Genomic DNA, 18,992 nt, shown 5'->3' with positions numbered 1-18,992 from the left:
CGCCCATTGCTGTCTGGAGCTTCTTATGCGCGAAGAGTTGAACCAAGGCCTGATCGACTTCCTCAAGGCCTCCCCTACCCCGTTCCACGCCACCGCCAGCCTCGTTCAGCGTCTGGAGGCCGCCGGTTATGTGCGCCTCGACGAGCGCGAGCCATGGAACACCGAGGCCAACGGCCGCTATTACGTCACCCGCAACGACTCCTCGATTGTCGCGATCAAAATGGGCCGCAACTCGCCGCTGCACGACGGAATCCGTCTGGTCGGCGCCCACACCGACAGCCCGTGCCTGCGGGTCAAGCCGCAACCGGAACTGCAACGCCAGGGCTTCTGGCAACTGGGCGTTGAGGTCTACGGTGGCGCGCTGCTGGCGCCGTGGTTCGACCGCGACCTGTCGCTGGCCGGCCGCGTGACCTTCCGCCGCGATGGCAAGGTCGAAAGCCAGTTGATCGACTTCAAGGCACCGATCGCGATCATTCCCAACCTGGCGATTCACCTCAACCGTGAAGCCAACCAGGGCTGGGCGATCAACGCGCAGACCGAGCTGCCGCCGATCCTCGCGCAATTCGCCGGTGACGAACGCGTCGATTTCCGCGCCGTACTTACCGATCAACTGGCCCGCGAACATGGCCTGAACGCCGACGTGGTGCTGGATTACGAGTTGAGCTTCTACGACACGCAAAGCGCGGCGATCATCGGCCTGCACGGTGACTTCATTGCCGGGGCACGCCTGGACAACCTGTTGTCCTGCTACGCCGGCCTGCAGGCCCTGCTCAATGCCGACACCGAAGAAACCTGCGTGCTGGTGTGCAACGACCACGAAGAAGTCGGTTCCTGCTCGGCCTGCGGTGCCGACGGTCCGATGCTCGAGCAGACCCTGCGCCGTCTGCTGCCTGAAGGTGACGAGTTCGTCCGTACCATTCAGAAATCGCTGCTGGTCTCGGCCGACAACGCCCACGGCGTACACCCCAACTACGCCGAGAAGCACGACGCCAACCACGGCCCGAAACTCAACGCCGGTCCGGTGATCAAGGTCAACAGCAACCAGCGTTACGCCACCAACAGCGAAACCGCCGGGTTCTTCCGCCACCTGTGCATGGCCGAAGAAGTGCCGGTGCAAAGCTTCGTGGTGCGCAGCGACATGGGTTGCGGCTCGACCATCGGCCCGATCACCGCCAGCCACCTGGGCGTGCGCACCGTCGACATCGGCCTGCCGACCTTCGCCATGCACTCGATTCGCGAATTGTGCGGCAGCCACGACCTGGCACATCTGGTGAAAGTGCTGAGCGCGTTCTACGCCAGCCGCGAGTTACCGTAAGCTCATCTCTTCAGGCTGATCGCAAATCCCTGTAGGAGCTGCCGCAGGCAGCGATCTTTTGATCTGGCTTTTGATTTACAAAAACAAAGATCTAAAGATCGCAGCCTGCGGCAGCTCCTACACAGATCAATACCTGTCAGCCAAAACCGACCTAGACTTACATCATTCATTTCGACAAGGCAGTCACCATGATTTCGATGTCCTCCTTCCACACCATGCTCATTCCCATCCTGTGCGGAATGATCCTGCTGGCCATTGGCTTCAACTTCCGCGACAAGAACGTCGGGGTCTTTGCCATGTGGGTCGGCATGCTGATGATCCTGGCGACCGTGGTCTACAAGATCCTCGCCAAACTCAACGAATAAATCGGCGCTCGGCTCGCATTGATTCTGGCTGCCTCGTACACTCGCTCAATTCGCCCCTTTGCGAGGTTGACCGCCTAGTGTTCGCTCGTCTGTTTGCTCTGCCCTGCCTGTTCCTTGTCTGCCTGATGACGCTGCTGCCGCTGGCCCCTGCCCACGCGGTCGGTTTGCCGGGCCTGCTCAACACCACCAAGACACAGCCCGAGGCGCAGGAGCCACTGGGCCAGTCGCTGGATGAAGTCATCAAGTCGCTGGAAAACGACAAGCAACGCGCGCAGTTGCTGACCGATCTGAAAAAGCTGCGCGACGCCACGAAAAAGGCCCAGGCCTCACCGGAAGAAGGCGTTCTCGGCCTGATCGGCGGCACGCTGGCGAGTTTCGAGAAACAGTTCTCCGGTGACGATAGCCCGCTCACCCGCTGGTCTGACGAATTCGATCTGGCCAAGGACGAACTCGATAACCTGATGTTGCCGGCCAGTGAATGGCTGCCGATCATCTTCGCCTTCGCCGTGATCCTGATGGTCTGGAGCCTGCTCGCCGCCGCGCTGATCTGGCTCGGTCACCGGGTGCGCATGCGCTTCGGTCTGACCGAAGAACTGCCGCAGCACCCCAAGGCCCTCGACATGCTGCGCTTCGCCCTGCGCAAGCTCGGGCCGTGGCTGATTGCCCTGGTGATCACCGTCTACATGAGCTACGCGCTGCCGTCGTCATTGGGCAAGAGCCTGGCGATGGTGCTGGCCTATGCGCTGGTGGTCGGCACCTGTTTCTCGGCGATCTGCGTGATTGCGTTCTCGCTGCTCGACGGCCCGCATCGGCACCGGGCGCTGTACATCCTGCGCCATCAGGCCTTTCGCCCACTGTGGCTGATCGGCAGCTTCGCCGCGTTTGGTGAGGCGCTGAACGACCCGCGCCTGGTGGAAAGCCTCGGCGTGCACCTGGCGCACACCACCGCGACGATCACCAACGTGCTCGCGGCGCTGTTCACCGGCCTGTTCATCCTGCGCTTCCGCCGGCCGATCGCGCACCTGATCCGCAACCAGCCGTTGTCACGCCGTCTGACCCGTCGCGCCCTCAGCGACACCATCGATATCCTCGGCACCTTCTGGTACGTGCCGGCGCTAGTGCTGGTCGGCATCTCGCTGTTCGCCACCTTCGTCTCCGCCGGCGACACCAGCACCGCCCTGCGCCAATCGCTGATCTGCACGGTGCTGCTGGTGATGTGCATGGTGATCAACGGCCTCGTGCGCCGTCACTCGCTCAAACCGCAGCGCGGGCCGAAGCGCCATGCGCTGTATTCGGAACGCCTGAAAAGCTTCTTCTACACCCTAGCCCACCTGCTGGTGTGGCTGACCTTCATCGAACTCGGCCTGCGCGTGTGGGGCAAGTCGCTGATCGGTTTCGCCGAGGGCGAAGGGCACGACGTCAGCGTCAAACTGTTCAGCCTGATCGGCACGCTGATTTTCTCCTGGCTGATCTGGATCCTCGCCGACACCGCCGTGCACCACGCCCTCACCCGCTCGCGCAAAGGCCTGGCGAATGCCCGTGCGCAGACGATGATGCCGCTGATCCGCAACGTGCTGTTCGTGGCGATCTTCATCATTGCGCTGATCGTCGCCCTGGCGAACATGGGCATGAACGTCACGCCACTGCTGGCCGGTGCCGGTGTGATCGGTCTGGCCATCGGTTTCGGTGCGCAGTCGCTGGTGGCGGACCTGATCACCGGTCTGTTCATCATCATCGAAGACTCGCTGGCGATTGACGACTACGTCGACGTCGGCGGCCACCTCGGCACCGTCGAAGGCCTGACCATCCGCACCGTACGCCTGCGCGACATCGACGGCATCGTCCACACCATCCCGTTCAGCGAAATCAAAAGCATCAAGAACTACTCGCGGGAATTCGGCTACGCGATTTTCCGCGTGGCAGTGCCGTACAACATGGAAATCGACGACGCGATCAAACTGATGCGCGAAGTCGGCCAGAAAATGCGCACCGATCCCCTGCAACGGCGCAACATCTGGTCGCCGCTGGAGATTCAGGGGGTGGAAAGTTTCGAGTCCGGCAGCGCGATCCTGCGCGCCCGCTTCAAGACTGCGCCGATCAAACAATGGGAAGTTTCCCGAGCGTTCAACCTGTCGCTCAAACGCCACCTCGACGAGGCTGGCCTCGACCTGGCAACGCCGCGCATGAGCGTGCAAGTGATCACCGCCGGCGGTGGCCAGCCCAAGGAATAGCACTTGGGCGCGACGTGCGGGTCACAGGCAGGGAAGCCAGAAAAACAATAACCATGGAGAAACCCGATGCAGCTGACCCGCATTGCCCAAGCCCTTCTGCTCAGCCTTGTCGCCGGCCACGCCGGTGCTGCCACCCTGGACAGCACCCGCGAACAAATCGCCGCGCAGGCCCAGGCCCTTGAACCGGAACTGCTGGAAACCCGCCGCGACATCCACGCCCACCCGGAACTGGGCAACAGCGAAAAACGCACCGCGGAACTCGTCGCCAAACAGCTCAAGGCGCTGGGCCTGGAAGTCAAAACCAACGTCGCCCGCACCGGCGTGGTCGCCATCCTGAAAGGCGCCCTGCCCGGCCCGACTGTGGCCCTGCGCGCCGACATGGACGCATTGCCGGTCAAGGAAGTCGCCGACCTGCCGTTCGCCTCGAAAGCCAAAGGCACTTATCTGGACAAAGAAGTCGACGTGATGCACGCCTGCGGCCACGACGCCCACACCGCGATCCTGCTGAGCACGGCGAAAATCCTCACAGGCCTGCGCGACACCCTGCCCGGCACCGTGGTGTTCTATTTCCAGCCCGCCGAAGAAGGCCCGAGCAACTTCATCCCCGACGGCAAAAATACCTGGGGCGCGAAAATGATGGTCGAGGAAGGCGTGATGAAATCCCCCAAACCCGATGCCGTCTTCGGCCTGCACGTCTGGGCCGGCGTCCCCGCCGGCCAGATCGCCTACCGCCCAGGCGCCACCCTGGCCAGCTCCGACGACCTGCGCATCAAAATCCTCGGCAAACAAACCCACGCCGGCCGCCCCTGGGACGGCATCGACCCGATCACCGTCGGCGCACAAACCATCGTCGGCCTGCAAACCGTTGTCAGCCGGCGCACCGACATCTCGTCGTATCCGTCGGTGGTCAGCATCGGCACCATCAACGGCGGCACCCGCTACAACATCATTCCCGAGTCCGTGGACATGAGCGGCACCATCCGCTCCTACGACTACGGCATCCGCCAGAAACTCCACGCCGACGTGCGCCAGACCATCGAAAAAATCGCCGAAAGCGGCGGCGCGAAAGCCGATGTGACCATCATCGAAAAATACGACCCCACGATCAACAACCCGGCACTGACGGAAAAAATGCTGCCGACGTTGAAGTGGGCGGCCAAGGACGATGTGGTGAATGCACCCCTGGTGGGTGGAGCGGAAGACTTCTCGTTCTTGGCCAAGGAAGTGCCAGGGTTGTTCGTGTTTCTCGGGGTGACGCCAAGGGACCAGGACATGAGCAAGGCTGCGCCAAATCATAATCCGGGGTTCTTTGTCGATGAGTCGGCGCTGGTGGTAGGCGTGAGGACGATGGCGTCGTTGGCGACGGACTATCTGTATGCCAATGCCGGGGCGGGCAAGTAAAGATGAAGTGACAGTGGGGGCGCCTTCGCGAGCAGGCTCGCTCCCACAGTTGGATTGAATGCATTCAGCTGGAGATGGTCGGCTGTCAGGCCGCCATCGCGAGCAGGCTCACTCCTACAGAAAAGCAAAAGCCGACCGCAGGCTCTTCACCACTCAACAGGATGAGCGTTAGCTCGGCTGCAGCTCTTGATCTGAAAGGCCCCTTCGGCAGGCTGAGTGGAGGGGTTTATCCGGGGGTGGGAGCGCAGCGACCGTTTGGCGAAGCCAAACACATCGAGAGGAGGTGCAGCGAAGCAAACCGTAGGCGATGCCCCCCGGATGAACCCCGCAACGAAGGAACCCGAGCCACGGCGAGGGCCGAACGCCGGGGCCAAGCCTTTTGCTTACTTTTCGGCGTCTGGAAAAGTGAGTCGCTGTAAGAGCGAAACCGCCAGCGGCAGCACCCAAAGAACCGGATATTCACCCAGAGCCCAACAGCCTGGTCGGCCCAGAGGCCGCCAAGGCCAAACACTCAAACCACATCAACCCCAACGTGAATCGCATCATGCCGCCAAAACTCCAGATCACAATCAATCAACCGCTCATGCTGATCATAATTGACCCGAGCAATCCTTAACCCCGGACTCCCGACAGAAACACGCAACGCCGCCGCCGCATCCACCGACAACGAAGTCGGCACAATCTCGAACCGCACCCGCCCATAGTGCAAATCGTAATGCCGCGCATACAACTCAGTAATCGACTGATTCAAATCAAACCCCAGAATCCCCGGAAAATACTGCGGATTCAGATAGTGCTCCACATACAGCACCAGCCGCCCATCAATCCGCCGCGACCGGCAAATCTGAATCACGCTCGACAACGCCGGCAACTGCAACCACGCACACACCGCCGCCGAAGCGGGCTGCAGGCGCGCCGAAATCACCTCGGTCGACGGCACCCGCCCCTGCGCACTGACCATCGCGTGAAAGTGACTGCGCTGCATCAGGTTGTACGCCAGACGCGGCGGCGAGACGAACCAGCCGCGCCGCTCCTCGCGGTAAATCTGCCCCTGCGCTTCCAACTGCAACAGCGCCTCGCGCACCGTGATGCGTGTGGTACCGAACAACTCACTGAGCTTGCGCTCGGCCGGCAGTTTGCTGCCCGGCGCCAACAAGCCGTGATCGAGCTGCTCCTGCAGCACCTGGCCGATGGCTGTCACCGCTTTTGTTGCCTCATCACGCATCAACGTTACCTATCTGGACTAGACCAGCACTGTTTCAGGGCAAAAACCGGACGGCCTGCCAGCCGTTTCCATGTAGGGCAAGCCTAGGCAGTGCAGATGACCGAGAGATGACAAACCCGCCCGACGGTCGCCTTCATGACTTGCAATACATCGGCCAAGTCCCTTGCCAGCCGGGGCTTTGACCTTGGTCTACGCTTACCGGGCAACCACCAGAACCGGGCCAATAAAAGCCCTGCCGGGCGAGCGCCGACATCAAAGTGTCATCCATTCCCCTTAAATTGGCTCAGGTATTGCTGACCTAGACCAACACAAACCGCAATCGCAGCGTTGAACACGACCAAGGAGCTTCGGAATGAAACAGCTTTTCCTGGCAACACTGTTAGGCTCGACCATTGCAATGTGCACCGCCGCCATGGCGGCCGGCACCGATCTGAAAACCCTCGAAGCCGCTGCGAAAGCGGAAGGCGCCGTCAACAGCGTCGGCATGCCCGATGACTGGGCCAACTGGAAAGGCACCTGGGAAGACCTGGCCAAGACCTACGGCCTGAAACACATCGACACCGACATGAGCTCGGCCCAGGAAATCGCCAAGTTCGCCGCCGAAAAAGACAACGCCACCGCCGACATCGGCGACGTGGGTGCCGCCTTCGGCCCGATCGCGGTCAAGCAGGGCGTGGTCCAACCGTACAAGCCAAGCACCTGGGATCAGGTTCCGGACTGGGCCAAGGACAAGGACGGCAACTGGGCACTGGCCTACACCGGCACCATCGCCTTCATCGTCAACAAGAAACTGCTGCACGGCTCCGAAGTGCCAACCAAATGGGCTGACCTCAAGGGCGGCAAATACAAGGTCTCCATCGGTGACGTGAGCACCGCCGCGCAAGCCGCCAACGGCGTACTGGCCGCGGCCCTGGCCAACGGTGGCGACGAGAAGAACATCCAGCCGGCCCTTCTGCTGTTTGCAGACATTGCCAAGCAGGGTCGCCTGTCGATGGCCAACCCGACCATCGCCACCATGGAAAAAGGCGAGATCGAAGTCGGCGTGGTCTGGGACTTCAACGGCCTGAGCTACAAGGCCAAGATGGCCAACCCGGATGACTACGTGGTGCTGATCCCGTCCGACGGCTCGGTGATTTCCGGCTACACCACCATCATCAACAAGTACGCGAAAAACCCGAACGCCGCCAAGCTGACCCGCGAATACATCTTCAGCGACGCCGGCCAGACCAACCTGGCGCGCGGCAACGCCCGTCCGATTCGTGCCGAACACCTGCAACTGCCGGAAGACGTGAAAGCCAAACTGCTGCCAAACGAGCAGTACAAAAAGGTCACGCCGATCAAGGACGCCGACGCGTGGGAAAAAACCTCCAAGGCCCTGCCGCAGAAGTGGAACGAAGAAGTCATCGTCGAGATGAAGTAATCCTTCATCTGTAGGAGCTGCCGCAGGCTCGGGCCGCGTTCGGACGATCTTTTGATCTGGTTTTTAAAATCAAAATCAAAAGATCGCAGCCTGCGGCAGCTCCTACATGGGTTGGTTCCAGTTTTGTTTTCGGAGTTTTTGCCCCTATGAAGCACAACGTCATCCTTGTCGTGCTCGACGGCCTCAACTTTGAGGTCGCGCGTCACGCCATGGGGCATCTGCAGGCTTACGTTGGCGCAGGACGCGCCGTGCTCTATCAGTTGGAGTGCGAGTTGCCGGCCCTGTCCCGACCGCTTTATGAATGCATCCTCACCGGCGTGCCGCCGATCGACAGCGGCATCGTCCACAACAACGTTGCGCGCCTGTCCAATCAGCGCAGCATCTATCACTACGCCCGCGACGCCGGCCTGAAAACCGCCGCAGCGGCCTACCACTGGGTCAGCGAGCTGTATAACCGTTCGCCGTTCGTTGCCGCCCGCGACCGACATACCGACAATCTGTCGCTGCCGATCCAGCACGGCCACTTCTACTGGAATGACCACTATCCGGATTCGCACCTGTTCGCCGACGCGGAAAACCTGCGCCTGCGCCATGCGCCGAACTTCCTGCTGGTCCACCCGATGAACATCGACGACGCCGGGCACAAGCACGGTCTCGATTCCTCGCAATATCGCAACAGCGCGCGCTCGGCGGACATCATTCTCGCCGACTACCTGCAAACCTGGCTCGACGCCGGTTATCAGGTGCTGGTGACCGCCGACCACGGCATGAACAACGACCGCTCGCACAACGGCCTGCTGCCGGAAGAACGCCAGGTGCCGCTGTTCGTCCTTGGTGACGCCTTCAGCTTCAATGCCGACGCGGCGCCGAAACAGACTGACATCTGCGGCACCGTCTGCGAACTGCTCGGCGTGCCCCACGACAAACCTGTATGCCGGGAGCTGCTCAAGTGAATGCCATGACTCGCGGCAAATGGCTGGCAGCCTTGTGCCTGGTGCCCTTCGCCCTGTTTTTTATCGTGTTCGAAATCGCCCCGCTGGTCTGGGTGATGATCAACAGCCTGCAGTCGGAAGAGTTCGGCTGGGGCTTCGCCAACTTCAGCAAGATCTTCAGTTCGAAGTTCTATTTGCAGGCGATCCAGTACAGCCTGGAAATCAGCTTCTGGTCGAGCGTGTTCGGCATCATCATCGCCGTACTCGGTGCGTATTCCCTGCGCCGGGTCGACTCGAAACTGCGCAATTTCGTGAATGCCTTCGCCAACATGACCAGCAACTTCGCCGGCGTGCCCCTGGCGTTCGCGTTCATCATCCTGCTCGGTTTCAACGGCAGCATCACCATCATGCTCAAGCAGGCGGGGATCATTGAGGATTTCAACCTGTACTCGAAGACGGGTCTGATCATCCTCTACACCTACTTCCAGATTCCCCTCGGCGTGCTGCTGCTTTACCCGGCCTTCGACGCCCTGCGTGAAGACTGGCGTGAATCCGCTGCGCTGCTCGGCGCCAACGGCTGGCAGTTCTGGCGCCACATCGGCCTGCCGGTGCTGACCCCGGCGCTGCTCGGCACATTCGTGATCCTGCTGGCCAACGCCCTCGGCGCCTACGCCACCGTGTATGCCCTGACCACCGGCAACTTCAACGTGCTGCCGATCCGCATCGCGGCGATGGTCTCCGGCGACATTTCGCTGGACCCGAACCTGGCCAGCGCCCTGGCCGTGGTGCTGGTGGCGTTGATGACCATCGTCACCGTCGTGCATCAACTGCTGTTGAAGAGGAGCTACCATGTCTCGCGCTGAATCCGGCCCGGCCGGCGTCTACCACCGCGTCGTGGTTTATCTGCTGTTCGCGATCCTGCTGCTGCCGCTGGTAGGCACGCTGATCTACTCGATCGCCAGCAGTTGGTCGGCAACCATTCTGCCCAGTGGCTTCACCTTCAAATGGTACGTGCAGCTGTGGAGCGATCCGCGCTTCCTGCACGCCTTCGGCCAATCGCTGCTGGTGTGCGTCGGCGCGCTGGTGCTGTCAGTGGTGCTGATTCTGCCGCTGCTGTTCGTGGTGCATTACCACTTCCCGAAACTCGATGCGCTGATGAACATCCTGATCCTGCTGCCCTTCGCAGTGCCGCCGGTGGTGTCCTCGGTGGGGCTGTTGCAGCTCTACGGTTCCGGCCCGCTGGCGATGGTCGGCACACCGTGGATCCTGATCGGTTGCTACTTCACCGTGGCGCTGCCGTTCATGTACCGGGCAATCACCAACAACCTGCAGGCGATCAACCTGCGCGACCTGATGGACGCCGCGCAACTGCTCGGCGCCAGCACCTTTCAGGCCGCGTTCCTGGTGGTGCTGCCGAATCTGCGCAAAGGCCTGATGGTCGCGTTGCTGCTGTCGTTCTCGTTCCTGTTCGGTGAATTCGTGTTCGCCAACATCCTCGTCGGCACCCGCTACGAAACCCTGCAGGTGTATCTGAACAACATGCGCAACAGCAGCGGGCACTTCACCAGTGCGCTGGTGATCTCGTACTTCTTTTTCGTGCTGGTCCTGACCTGGATCGCCAACATCTTGAACAAGGACAAAAGCGAATGAGCTATGTCAGCGTCCAGAACCTGAAGAAAAACTACGCGGGCACCACGGTGTTCAGCGACATCAACTGCGAAATCAACAAGGGCGAATTCGTCACCCTGCTCGGCCCGTCCGGTTGCGGCAAGTCCACGCTGCTGCGCTGCATTGCCGGACTGACGCCGGTGGACGGCGGCAAGATCCTGCTTGATAGCGTCGACATCGTGCCGCTGAGTCCGCAAAAACGCGGGATCGGCATGGTGTTCCAGAGCTATGCGCTGTTCCCCAACATGACCGTCGAACAGAACGTCGCCTTCGGCCTGCGCATGCAGAAGGTCAATGCCGACGACAGCCACAAGCGTGTCGCCGAGGTGCTGAAACTGGTCGAGCTCAACGACTTCGCCAGCCGCTATCCGCACCAGCTCTCCGGCGGTCAGTGCCAGCGCGTGGCCCTCGCCCGCTCGCTGGTCACTCGCCCACGCCTGTTGCTGCTGGACGAACCGCTGTCGGCACTGGACGCGCGGATTCGCAAACACCTGCGCGAACAGATCCGCCAGATCCAGCGCGAACTCGGCCTGACCACGATCTTCGTCACCCACGATCAGGAAGAAGCGCTGACCATGTCTGACCGGATTTTCCTGATGAACCAGGGGAAAATCGTCCAGAGCGGTGACGCCGAAACCTTGTACACCGCACCGGTGGATCTGTTCGCCGCCGGCTTCATCGGCAACTACAACCTGCTCGATGCCGACAGTGCCTCGAAGCTGTTGCAACGGCCGATCAACCACCGCATCGCGATTCGTCCGGAAGCCATCGAACTGAGCCTCAATGGCGAACTCGATGCACAGATCCGCAGCCACAGCCTGCTCGGCAACGTGATCCGCTACCGGGTCGAGGCGCGCGGCGTGGAACTGGTGGTGGACGTGCTCAACCGCTCGGCGGCGGATCTGCACCCCGACGGTCAGCGCCTGGCACTTTCCATCGATCCGACGGCCCTGTGTGAAGTCGCTTAAAAGCAGCTGCAAGCTTCGAGCTACAAGCTGCAAGTTGTAGACTGCGGCGCAGCTGATTCCAATTCTTGCAGCTCGAAGCTTGTAGCTCGCAGCTGTTCTCGGAGAGAACTGATGGCCCTGGCAATTTTTGATCTGGACGAAACCCTGATCCACGGCGACTGCGCCACCCTCTGGAGCGAACAGATGGGGCGCCTGGGCTGGGTCGATCCCGAATCGTTCATGCGCAAGAACAACGAGCTGATGGATGCTTACAGCCATGGCAAATTGCGCATGGAAGACTACATGGCATTCAGCCTCGAACCGCTGATCGGCCGCACCCCGGAAGAAGTCGAGCACCTGGTCGGCCCGTGGGTCGAAGACTTCATCGAACCGATCATCTTCAGCGACGCAACCAAAACCATCGCCGCCCACCGCAAGGCCGGCGACCGGATTCTGGTGATCTCGGCCTCGGGCACGCACCTGGTCAAGCCGATCGCCGATCGCCTCGGCATCGACGAAGTTCTCGGGATCGAACTGGAAGTCGCGCACGGCGTTTACAGCGGCAATACCGTCGGCACGCTGACCTACCGCGAAGGTAAGATCACCCGCTTGCTGGAATGGCTGGATGCCGAGGAAGAGAACCTTGAGGGCGCGAGCTTTTACTCCGACTCACGCAATGATCTGCCGCTACTGCTGAAGGTAGATTTCCCGCATGTGGTGAATCCGGATCCGGTGCTACTGGAGCACGCCGAAAAAGCCGGCTGGCCAATCCACCTCTGGAAATGATCGACGTCCCAAATGTGGATGCTTAACTGTGGCAAGAGAGCTTGTCGGATCGCCGCACCGTCCCGCTCGGCTGCGAAGCAGTCGAAAAACCAGTCAACCGGTTTGCTCTGACTCACCGCGTTGAATGATTTGGGGCCGCTTCGCGCCCCAGCGGGACGGTGCAGCGATCCGACAAGCTCCCTCGCCACAGGTTTTGGGGTGTCAGCTCAGGCTGTCGTCAATCACCAAGACCAGTTTGCCCGCCACCTTGTTGCTCGCCAGCTCGGCAAACGCCGCCTCGGCATCTTTCACCGGGAAGGCCTTCGCCAGTTGCGGGCTCAAGCGTCCTTCGGCAAACAGCGGCCACACATGCTGGCTCAGGTCACTGAACAGGTCAGCCTTGAACTGATCGTCACGACTGCGCAACGTCGAACCGAGTAACTGCACACGCTTGGCCAGCACCTGCGCCAGATCGAGTTTGGCCTCGCGCCCGCCCATCAAACCGATCAACACCCAACGCCCGTCGAGCGCCGTCAACTTGAGGTTCAGCGCTGCATAGTTGCCACCGACCGGATCAAGGATCACGTCAAACGGACCGAAGTCGCGCAGGCTCTCCAGATCATCGCTGCGTACCACCCCGCCCTGCGCGCCGAGCGCTTCACAGTAAGCCAAGCGCTCGGATGAACCGACGCTGACCCAGCACGGGTTGCCGAACGCCTTGCACAGCTGAATGGCCGCTGAACCAATTCCACTGGCCCCAGCGTGCAGCAGAACTTTTTCACCCGGTTTCAGCGCCGCCAGTTGAAACACATTCAGCCAGACCGTTGCATAAACCTCGGGTAATGCCGCGGCCTCGATCAGCGAGACACCCTCGGGCACCGGCAGCACGTGCCGTCCGTCGACGACCACCTCTTCAGCCATCCCGCCCCCGGCCAGCAGGGCGCAAACCCGGTCACCCACCTGCCAGGAAGATCCGGCGCCGACTTCGCTGATCACCCCCGAGCACTCCAGACCGAGCACCTGACTGGCGCCGGGCGGTGGCGGATAAAGCCCGGCTTTCTGTAATAAATCGGCACGATTGAGGCCGGCTGCCGCCACGCGAATGCGCACTTGTCCTACATCACACGCCGGACTCGGCTCTTCAACCCATGCCACTTGACCTTCAACGCCTTGCAATGCCTTCACAGTGCCTCCATAGTGAGTCTGGACTGAGCCCGAAGCTGTAGCGCCGGGCTTTTTGCATTATGCGACCGGCTCTCGTAGAACCGGCGACTTCAAAGACGGCCTAATATGCGTTATCAATTGTCCCCGCGTCGAATCAGCATGAAGCATTTGCTCCCCAGCACCGCCCTCGCTCTTTTCATCGGTATCGGTTTGTTGCCGATGTCGGGCAAAACATTCGCAGCCAACAGCTGGGACAACTTGCAGCCTGATCGCGACGAAGTAATCGCCAGTCTCAACGTCGTCGAGTTGCTCAAGCGTCACCACTACAGCAAGCCGCCGCTCGACGATGCGCGCTCGGTGATCATCTACGACAGCTACATCAAGCTGCTGGATCCGTCGCGCAGCTATTTCATGGCCAGCGACATCGCCGAATTCGACAAGTGGAAGACCCAGTTCGACGACTTCCTCAAGAGCGGCGACCTCAACGCCGGGTTCACCATCTACAAGCGCTATCTGGACCGCGTCAAGGCGCGTCTGGACTTCGCCATTGCGGAGCTGAACAAGGGCGTCGACAAGATGGACTTCACCACCAAGGAGACCTTGCTGATCGATCGCAAGGATGCCCCTTGGCTCAAATCCACCGCAGAACTCGACGACCTGTGGCGCAAACGCGTCAAGGACGAAGTGCTGCGGCAGAAGATCGCCGGCAAGGATTCCAAGCAGATCCAGGAAACCCTGACCAAGCGCTACAAGAACCAGTTGGCGCGCCTGGACCAGACCCGCGCGGAAGACATCTTCCAAGCGTACATCAACACCTTCGCCATGTCCTACGACCCGCACACCAACTATCTGTCGCCGGATAACGCGGAGAACTTCGACATCAACATGAGCCTGTCCCTTGAGGGCATCGGCGCCGTGTTGCAGAGCGACAACGATCAAGTGAAAGTCGTGCGTCTGGTTCCGGCAGGCCCTGCCGACAAGACCAAGCAGGTTGCACCGGCCGACAAGATCATCGGCGTTGCCCAGGGCAACAAAGAGATGGTCGACGTGGTGGGCTGGCGCCTGGACGAAGTGGTCAAGCTGATCCGCGGCCCGAAAGGCACCGTGGTGCGCCTGGAAGTCATTCCGGCCAGCAATGCGCCGAACGACCAGACCAGCAAGATCGTGCCGATCACCCGTGAAGCGGTGAAGCTTGAAGACCAGGCGGTGAAAAAATCCGTGCTGAACCTGAAGCAGGACGGCAAGGACTACAAGCTCGGCATCATCGAGATCCCGGCCTTCTACCTCGACTTCAAGGCATTCCGTGCCGGTGATCCGGATTACAAGAGCACCACCCGTGACGTCAAGAAACTGCTGACCGAACTGCAGAAAGAGAAAGTCGACGGCGTGGTCATCGACCTGCGCAACAACGGCGGCGGTTCCCTGCAGGAAGCCACCGAGCTGACCAGCCTGTTCATCGACAAGGGCCCGACCGTCCTCGTGCGTAACGCCGATGGCCGCGTCGATGTCCTGGAAGATGAAAACCCGGGTGCGTTCTACAAAGGCCCGATGGCTCTGCTGGTCAACCGCCTGTCCGCCTCGGCTTCGGAGATTTTCGCCGGCGCCATGCAGGACTACCATCGTGCGCTGATCATCGGTGGCCAGACCTTCGGCAAAGGCACCGTGCAGACCATTCAGCCGCTGAACCATGGCGAACTGAAACTGACCCTGGCCAAGTTCTACCGGGTTTCCGGTCAGAGCACCCAGCATCAGGGCGTACTGCCGGACATCGATTACCCGTCGATCATCGACACCAAGGAAATCGGCGAAAGCGCCCTGCCGGAAGCCATGCCATGGGACACCATCAAGGCAGCGATCAAGCCTGCGGTCGATCCGTTCAAACCGTACCTGGCACAGCTCAAGTCCGAGCATGACGCACGCAGCGCCAAAGACGCCGAGTTCGTGTTCATCCGCGACAAGCTGGCCTTGGCGCAGAAGCTGATGGAAGAAAAAACCGTCAGCCTCAACGAAGCCGACCGCCGTGCCCAGCACGCTGACATCGACGCCAAGCAACTGACGATGGAAAACATCCGTCGCAAAGCCAAAGGCGAAGAGCCGCTCAAAGAGCTGAAGAAAGAAGACGAAGACGCAATGGCTGCAGCCGAGCCGGACAAGGTCAAGCCAGAAGACGACGCCTACCTGGCCGAAACCGGGCGCGTACTGCTCGATTACCTGAAGCTGAGCAATCAGGTGGCCAAGAAGTAAGATGATGGCAATTTAGTGCTGACGCTCCCCGGAGCGTCATCAAACAGTCATCATTCTGTCGTGAAATAAAGGACTGGGAGCGACTCTCTTCATCGAGAGCGCTCCCAGTCCTTTTTTTTCGCCAGAGATTGCCATGACCACGACCGAACAGCTGAGTGCCTTGAGCTCGATCCTGACTCATAGCGGTTTGCACAGCCTGTTCCAGCCGATCATCTGTCTTTCCGAGCGCCGTATCCTCGGCTACGAAGCCCTCACCCGTGGCCCGTCCAACAGCCCCCTGCATTCGCCTATCGCCTTGTTCGCCGTGGCGCGTCAGGCCGGCCGTCTGAGCGAACTGGAGATCGCCTGCCGCCAATCTGCCTGCCGCCGTTTCAACGAGCAGCAACTGCCGGGCAAGCTGTTCCTCAACGTCTCTCCGGAATCCCTGCTCGAAGCGGCGCATCAGCCGGGGCGTACCCTGCAATTGCTGCAAGACTTCGGCATTCCGCCGAGCCAGGTGGTGATCGAACTCACCGAACAGACGCCGATCGACGATTTCCAGTTGCTGCAAACCGCCCTGCATCACTATCGGGCCATGGGTTTTTCGATTGCGCTGGATGACCTGGGGGCCGGCTATTCGAGCCTGCGCCTGTGGTCCGAACTGCGTCCGGATTACGTGAAAATCGATCGCCATTTCATCGACGGCATTCATCAGGATGCATTGAAACGCGAGTTCGTCGGCTCGATCCTGCAAATTGCCAAGGCTTCGCGGGCACAGGTGATCGCCGAGGGTATCGAGCTGCCGGAAGAGCTGGCGGTGTTGACCGAGATGGGCGTGGACCTGGTGCAGGGTTACTTGCTCGGTCGCCCGCAGGAACAGCCGCCGCGCGATGCCCGGGCCTTGATGCCCAAGCACGACAGCAGCGCCGTGGCGCTGAACGACGAAGGCAGCGACCTCAGCGCCCTGCTCAACGATCAACCGGCGGTGCATCGCGACACACCGACCGCCACGGTACTGGAAGCCTTCCGCCGTCAGGCCAATCTCAACTCGCTGGCGGTACTCGACGAACTAGGCCAACCGTGCGGCATCGTCCACCGCCATTCGCTGTCCGACGCGCTGCTCAAACCCTTCGCCACCGACCTGTTCGCGCGCAAACCGATCAGCCGCCTGATGAACGACGACTTCCTCGCCGTGGAGATGAGTCAGTCGCTGCAACAGGTCAGCCGCCTGATCACCAGCCGCGCGCGCCAACGCATCGAAGAAGACTTCATCATCACCCTCAACGGCGGCTATCTCGGCCTGGGCCGGGTGATCGATGTGCTCAAACTGATCACCGAACTGAAAATCCAGCAGGCCCGCTACGCCAACCCGTTGACCCTGCTGCCCGGCAACGTGCCGATCCAACAATGCCTGACCCGCCTGCTGCAACAGGGCCGCGAATCGATTATCTGCTACGTCGACATCGACAGCTTCAAACCCTTCAACGACATCTACGGCTACGGCCGTGGCGACGAAGTCCTACTGTGCCTGGCGCAATGCCTGAACGAACGCGTCGACCCGTCCCGCGACTTCGTCGGCCACATCGGCGGCGACGACTTCCTCCTCGTCCTCGGCCCGGAAGACTGGCGCAAACGCCTCAACCAGCTGCTCGACGACTTCCAGAGCCAATGCCGGCGCTTCTACCGGCCTGAGCATCTTGAAGCTGGCTGCTTCATCGCACCGAATCGGCAAGGTGTGCGGCAGGAGTTTCCGCTCCTGTCACTGTCCATCGGCGTCGTCCACCTGCACCCGCAGGCCTGTGCAGAACTGGATGCAAGCCAACTGGCGGAAATGGCTTCGCAGGCGAAGCATCATGCGAAGAATGTTCCGGGGTATAGCGTGCATGTGATTGATAGTCTCAGTGCTGCCGATCTTCATCAACCGCAACTGATTGGCCAACGGTGAGGCCCCTGACGGTACAAGTTGTTGTGGGAGCGGGCTTGCTCGTGAAGGGGGCATTTGAATTAGCCCAACTGTTTCGGCCTTACCCCATATCTGAATCATCGGCGTGATACCTCAATAAACAACTCAACAAAACCTGCATAAACTGACGCTGGTCCTCTACGTCGTCATCAAAATAAGTAGTTATTCTTGTAAATACCTCATCAAAGCTATCACCGGCTTCCAAATAGTACTTCAGTGTGTCGATACACCACTCTCGTTCCTCAACGCTATAAAAAATAAACTCAGGCTTCATAAGAATATCAAATAGCTCAGCAAGCTCTTTCTTGTCATTGACATTCTTCGAGACGATGATTTTTTCACGAGCGTCATCATGAGTATTTTCTATATCAAATAGAAAAAGCAGACCACGCAAAACAAAATATTCAGGCTTACGTTTCAATTCACAAACTCCGTATAAGAGGTTATCGGCTCAGCTGCTCTATTGAGAACTACTACAGCATGTGTTTGCTGTCCATAAACGACTCCTCCCCTTTTGTACCCCTCGCCAACAACCTTACCCATATTCATAGGTTCTTTAGACGCGATTTGACCGTTCCGTCTGAAAATAAGCTGTGCACGATGTATTGCGTTAAGTTGATCTCGATAACTAAAAAAGTGAGTAGCCGCACTGGGTATTTTTGGCTGCCCTGCTCGCCTCCCATTGGTATAAACCTCGATAATTCCAGTTGTTGGATTTCTTCCCGTCAGTGAGCGTTCCTGCTGAGAAGCTAGTGTGGTCTGTTTGCCATGTTTCTCTAAGAAGTGTGCGTCTTGTGTGGCTCTCTCCATTTCATCCAAACGCCGATGAGCATTTTCTTCTGCCACCTCATCAAGCCTCGCCCGCCGCTCCTGAGCCGTCATCTTTGGCAGCGGAGGAGATCCGTCTTCGACAACTACGCGGCCAGCCTCGTACCGCATCGGGCGACGCGGATTCGGCGGCGGACAACTGCAGCTCAACCCCAACGGATCCACCCACCCCGTCGGATTCGGCGTGTACTGGTATTGGTTTAGTCCTCCAGCCAGCTTCACCGGATCAGGCGTCAGATACCGTCCCAACCGCGGGTCGTAATACCGATGCCGGTTGTAATGCAGCCCGCTCTCCGCATCGAAATACTGCCCCTGAAACCGCAGCGGCTGGTCCAGGTAGTCCTCGCCGGCGAGGGTGATCGCTGCGACTTTGCCGTAGGCGTCGTATTGCGCGGACCAGACGATTTCGCCGCTGTAATCGGTGAGTTCCTGCGGGGTGCCGAGGTGGTCGAGTTGGTAGTAGAACGGGCAGGCTTTTTTCGGGCCTTTGCCGTCGAGCAGGGCCAGTGGGCGGAAGGTGCCGGGTTCGTAGACGTAGCTGCGGT

At 60.2% G+C, this 18,992-nt stretch carries 16 protein-coding genes; 12 read left to right on the top strand and 4 right to left on the bottom strand.

The window, feature by feature from the left end; genetic code table 11:
• Positions 1 to 25: 25 nt before the first annotated feature.
• The 4 genes from HBN98_RS27115 to HBN98_RS27100 all read left to right on the top strand — a co-directional run bounded on the left by HBN98_RS27115 (position 26) and on the right by HBN98_RS27100 (position 5,312).
• The gene (locus HBN98_RS27115; protein ID WP_083366537.1) at positions 26 to 1,315 is read left to right on the top strand and encodes a M18 family aminopeptidase; all 1,290 of its coding nucleotides are present in this window, start codon (positions 26 to 28) and stop codon (positions 1,313 to 1,315) included.
• A gap of 188 nt (positions 1,316 to 1,503) precedes the next feature.
• Positions 1,504 to 1,680, top strand: a complete 177-nt coding sequence (locus HBN98_RS27110; RefSeq protein WP_169844084.1) for a hypothetical protein — start codon at positions 1,504 to 1,506, stop codon at positions 1,678 to 1,680.
• A 77-nt stretch (positions 1,681 to 1,757) separates the two neighbouring features.
• Entirely contained in the window at positions 1,758 to 3,911 is a 2,154-nt protein-coding gene (locus HBN98_RS27105) for a mechanosensitive ion channel family protein (protein WP_083366538.1), read from the top strand.
• A gap of 66 nt (positions 3,912 to 3,977) precedes the next feature.
• Complete coding sequence (locus HBN98_RS27100) at positions 3,978 to 5,312, top strand: amidohydrolase (RefSeq protein ID WP_083366539.1); 1,335 nt, start codon at positions 3,978 to 3,980, stop codon at positions 5,310 to 5,312.
• Between the two features lie 511 nt (positions 5,313 to 5,823).
• Here the strand turns inward: HBN98_RS27100 and HBN98_RS27095 are convergent.
• Positions 5,824 to 6,537 (bottom strand): UTRA domain-containing protein, encoded by a 714-nt coding sequence (locus HBN98_RS27095; protein WP_064586693.1) that lies wholly within the window; start codon positions 6,535 to 6,537, stop codon positions 5,824 to 5,826.
• A gap of 352 nt (positions 6,538 to 6,889) precedes the next feature.
• On the opposite strand from HBN98_RS27095, the gene HBN98_RS27090 reads away from it, so the two are divergent.
• The 6 genes from HBN98_RS27090 to HBN98_RS27065 all read left to right on the top strand — a co-directional run bounded on the left by HBN98_RS27090 (position 6,890) and on the right by HBN98_RS27065 (position 12,290).
• Positions 6,890 to 7,957 carry an ABC transporter substrate-binding protein gene (locus HBN98_RS27090; protein ID WP_064586692.1) on the top strand — a complete coding sequence of 356 codons (1,068 nt, stop codon included), beginning with the start codon at positions 6,890 to 6,892 and terminating at the stop codon, positions 7,955 to 7,957.
• A gap of 146 nt (positions 7,958 to 8,103) precedes the next feature.
• On the top strand, positions 8,104 to 8,910 hold the full coding sequence (locus HBN98_RS27085) for an alkaline phosphatase family protein (protein WP_083366540.1): 807 nt from the start codon (positions 8,104 to 8,106) through the stop codon (positions 8,908 to 8,910).
• Between the two features lie 5 nt (positions 8,911 to 8,915).
• Positions 8,916 to 9,752, top strand: coding sequence for an ABC transporter permease (locus tag HBN98_RS27080; protein WP_162276302.1), 837 nt, complete (start codon positions 8,916 to 8,918; stop codon positions 9,750 to 9,752).
• A complete protein-coding gene (locus HBN98_RS27075) occupies positions 9,739 to 10,539 on the top strand; it encodes an ABC transporter permease (RefSeq protein WP_064586689.1) in 801 nt (266 codons plus the stop codon). The genes HBN98_RS27080 and HBN98_RS27075 overlap by 14 nt, the downstream gene beginning before the upstream one ends.
• Entirely contained in the window at positions 10,536 to 11,525 is a 990-nt protein-coding gene (locus tag HBN98_RS27070; RefSeq protein WP_064586688.1) for an ABC transporter ATP-binding protein, read from the top strand. Before HBN98_RS27075 ends, HBN98_RS27070 begins: the two co-directional genes overlap by 4 nt.
• A gap of 111 nt (positions 11,526 to 11,636) precedes the next feature.
• A complete protein-coding gene (locus HBN98_RS27065; RefSeq protein ID WP_064586687.1) occupies positions 11,637 to 12,290 on the top strand; it encodes an HAD family hydrolase in 654 nt (217 codons plus the stop codon).
• A 201-nt stretch (positions 12,291 to 12,491) separates the two neighbouring features.
• Here the strand turns inward: HBN98_RS27065 and HBN98_RS27060 are convergent, their stop codons facing one another.
• The gene (locus HBN98_RS27060) at positions 12,492 to 13,454 is read right to left on the bottom strand and encodes a zinc-binding dehydrogenase (protein WP_083366541.1); all 963 of its coding nucleotides are present in this window, start codon (positions 13,452 to 13,454) and stop codon (positions 12,492 to 12,494) included.
• Positions 13,455 to 13,592: 138 nt separating this feature from the next.
• Between HBN98_RS27060 and HBN98_RS27055 the strand changes: the two genes are divergently transcribed.
• Positions 13,593 to 15,677 (top strand): carboxy terminal-processing peptidase, encoded by a 2,085-nt coding sequence (locus HBN98_RS27055; protein WP_169840902.1) that lies wholly within the window; start codon positions 13,593 to 13,595, stop codon positions 15,675 to 15,677.
• A gap of 133 nt (positions 15,678 to 15,810) precedes the next feature.
• Complete coding sequence (locus HBN98_RS27050; protein WP_083366543.1) at positions 15,811 to 17,601, top strand: bifunctional diguanylate cyclase/phosphodiesterase; 1,791 nt, start codon at positions 15,811 to 15,813, stop codon at positions 17,599 to 17,601.
• Between the two features lie 79 nt (positions 17,602 to 17,680).
• Here HBN98_RS27050 and HBN98_RS27045 read toward each other — a convergent pair whose 3' ends face one another.
• A complete protein-coding gene (locus HBN98_RS27045; protein ID WP_083366544.1) occupies positions 17,681 to 18,040 on the bottom strand; it encodes a hypothetical protein in 360 nt (119 codons plus the stop codon).
• On the bottom strand, positions 18,037 to 18,992 hold a 956-nt coding region (locus tag HBN98_RS27040), incomplete at its 5' end, for an RHS repeat domain-containing protein (protein ID WP_186352935.1). The genes HBN98_RS27045 and HBN98_RS27040, both read right to left, overlap by 4 nt.

The organism is Pseudomonas koreensis (assembly GCF_012986595.1).
In the GTDB taxonomy this organism is placed as follows: domain Bacteria; phylum Pseudomonadota; class Gammaproteobacteria; order Pseudomonadales; family Pseudomonadaceae; genus Aquipseudomonas; species Aquipseudomonas koreensis.
This window is presented reverse-complemented; position numbering and strand designations above follow the sequence as displayed.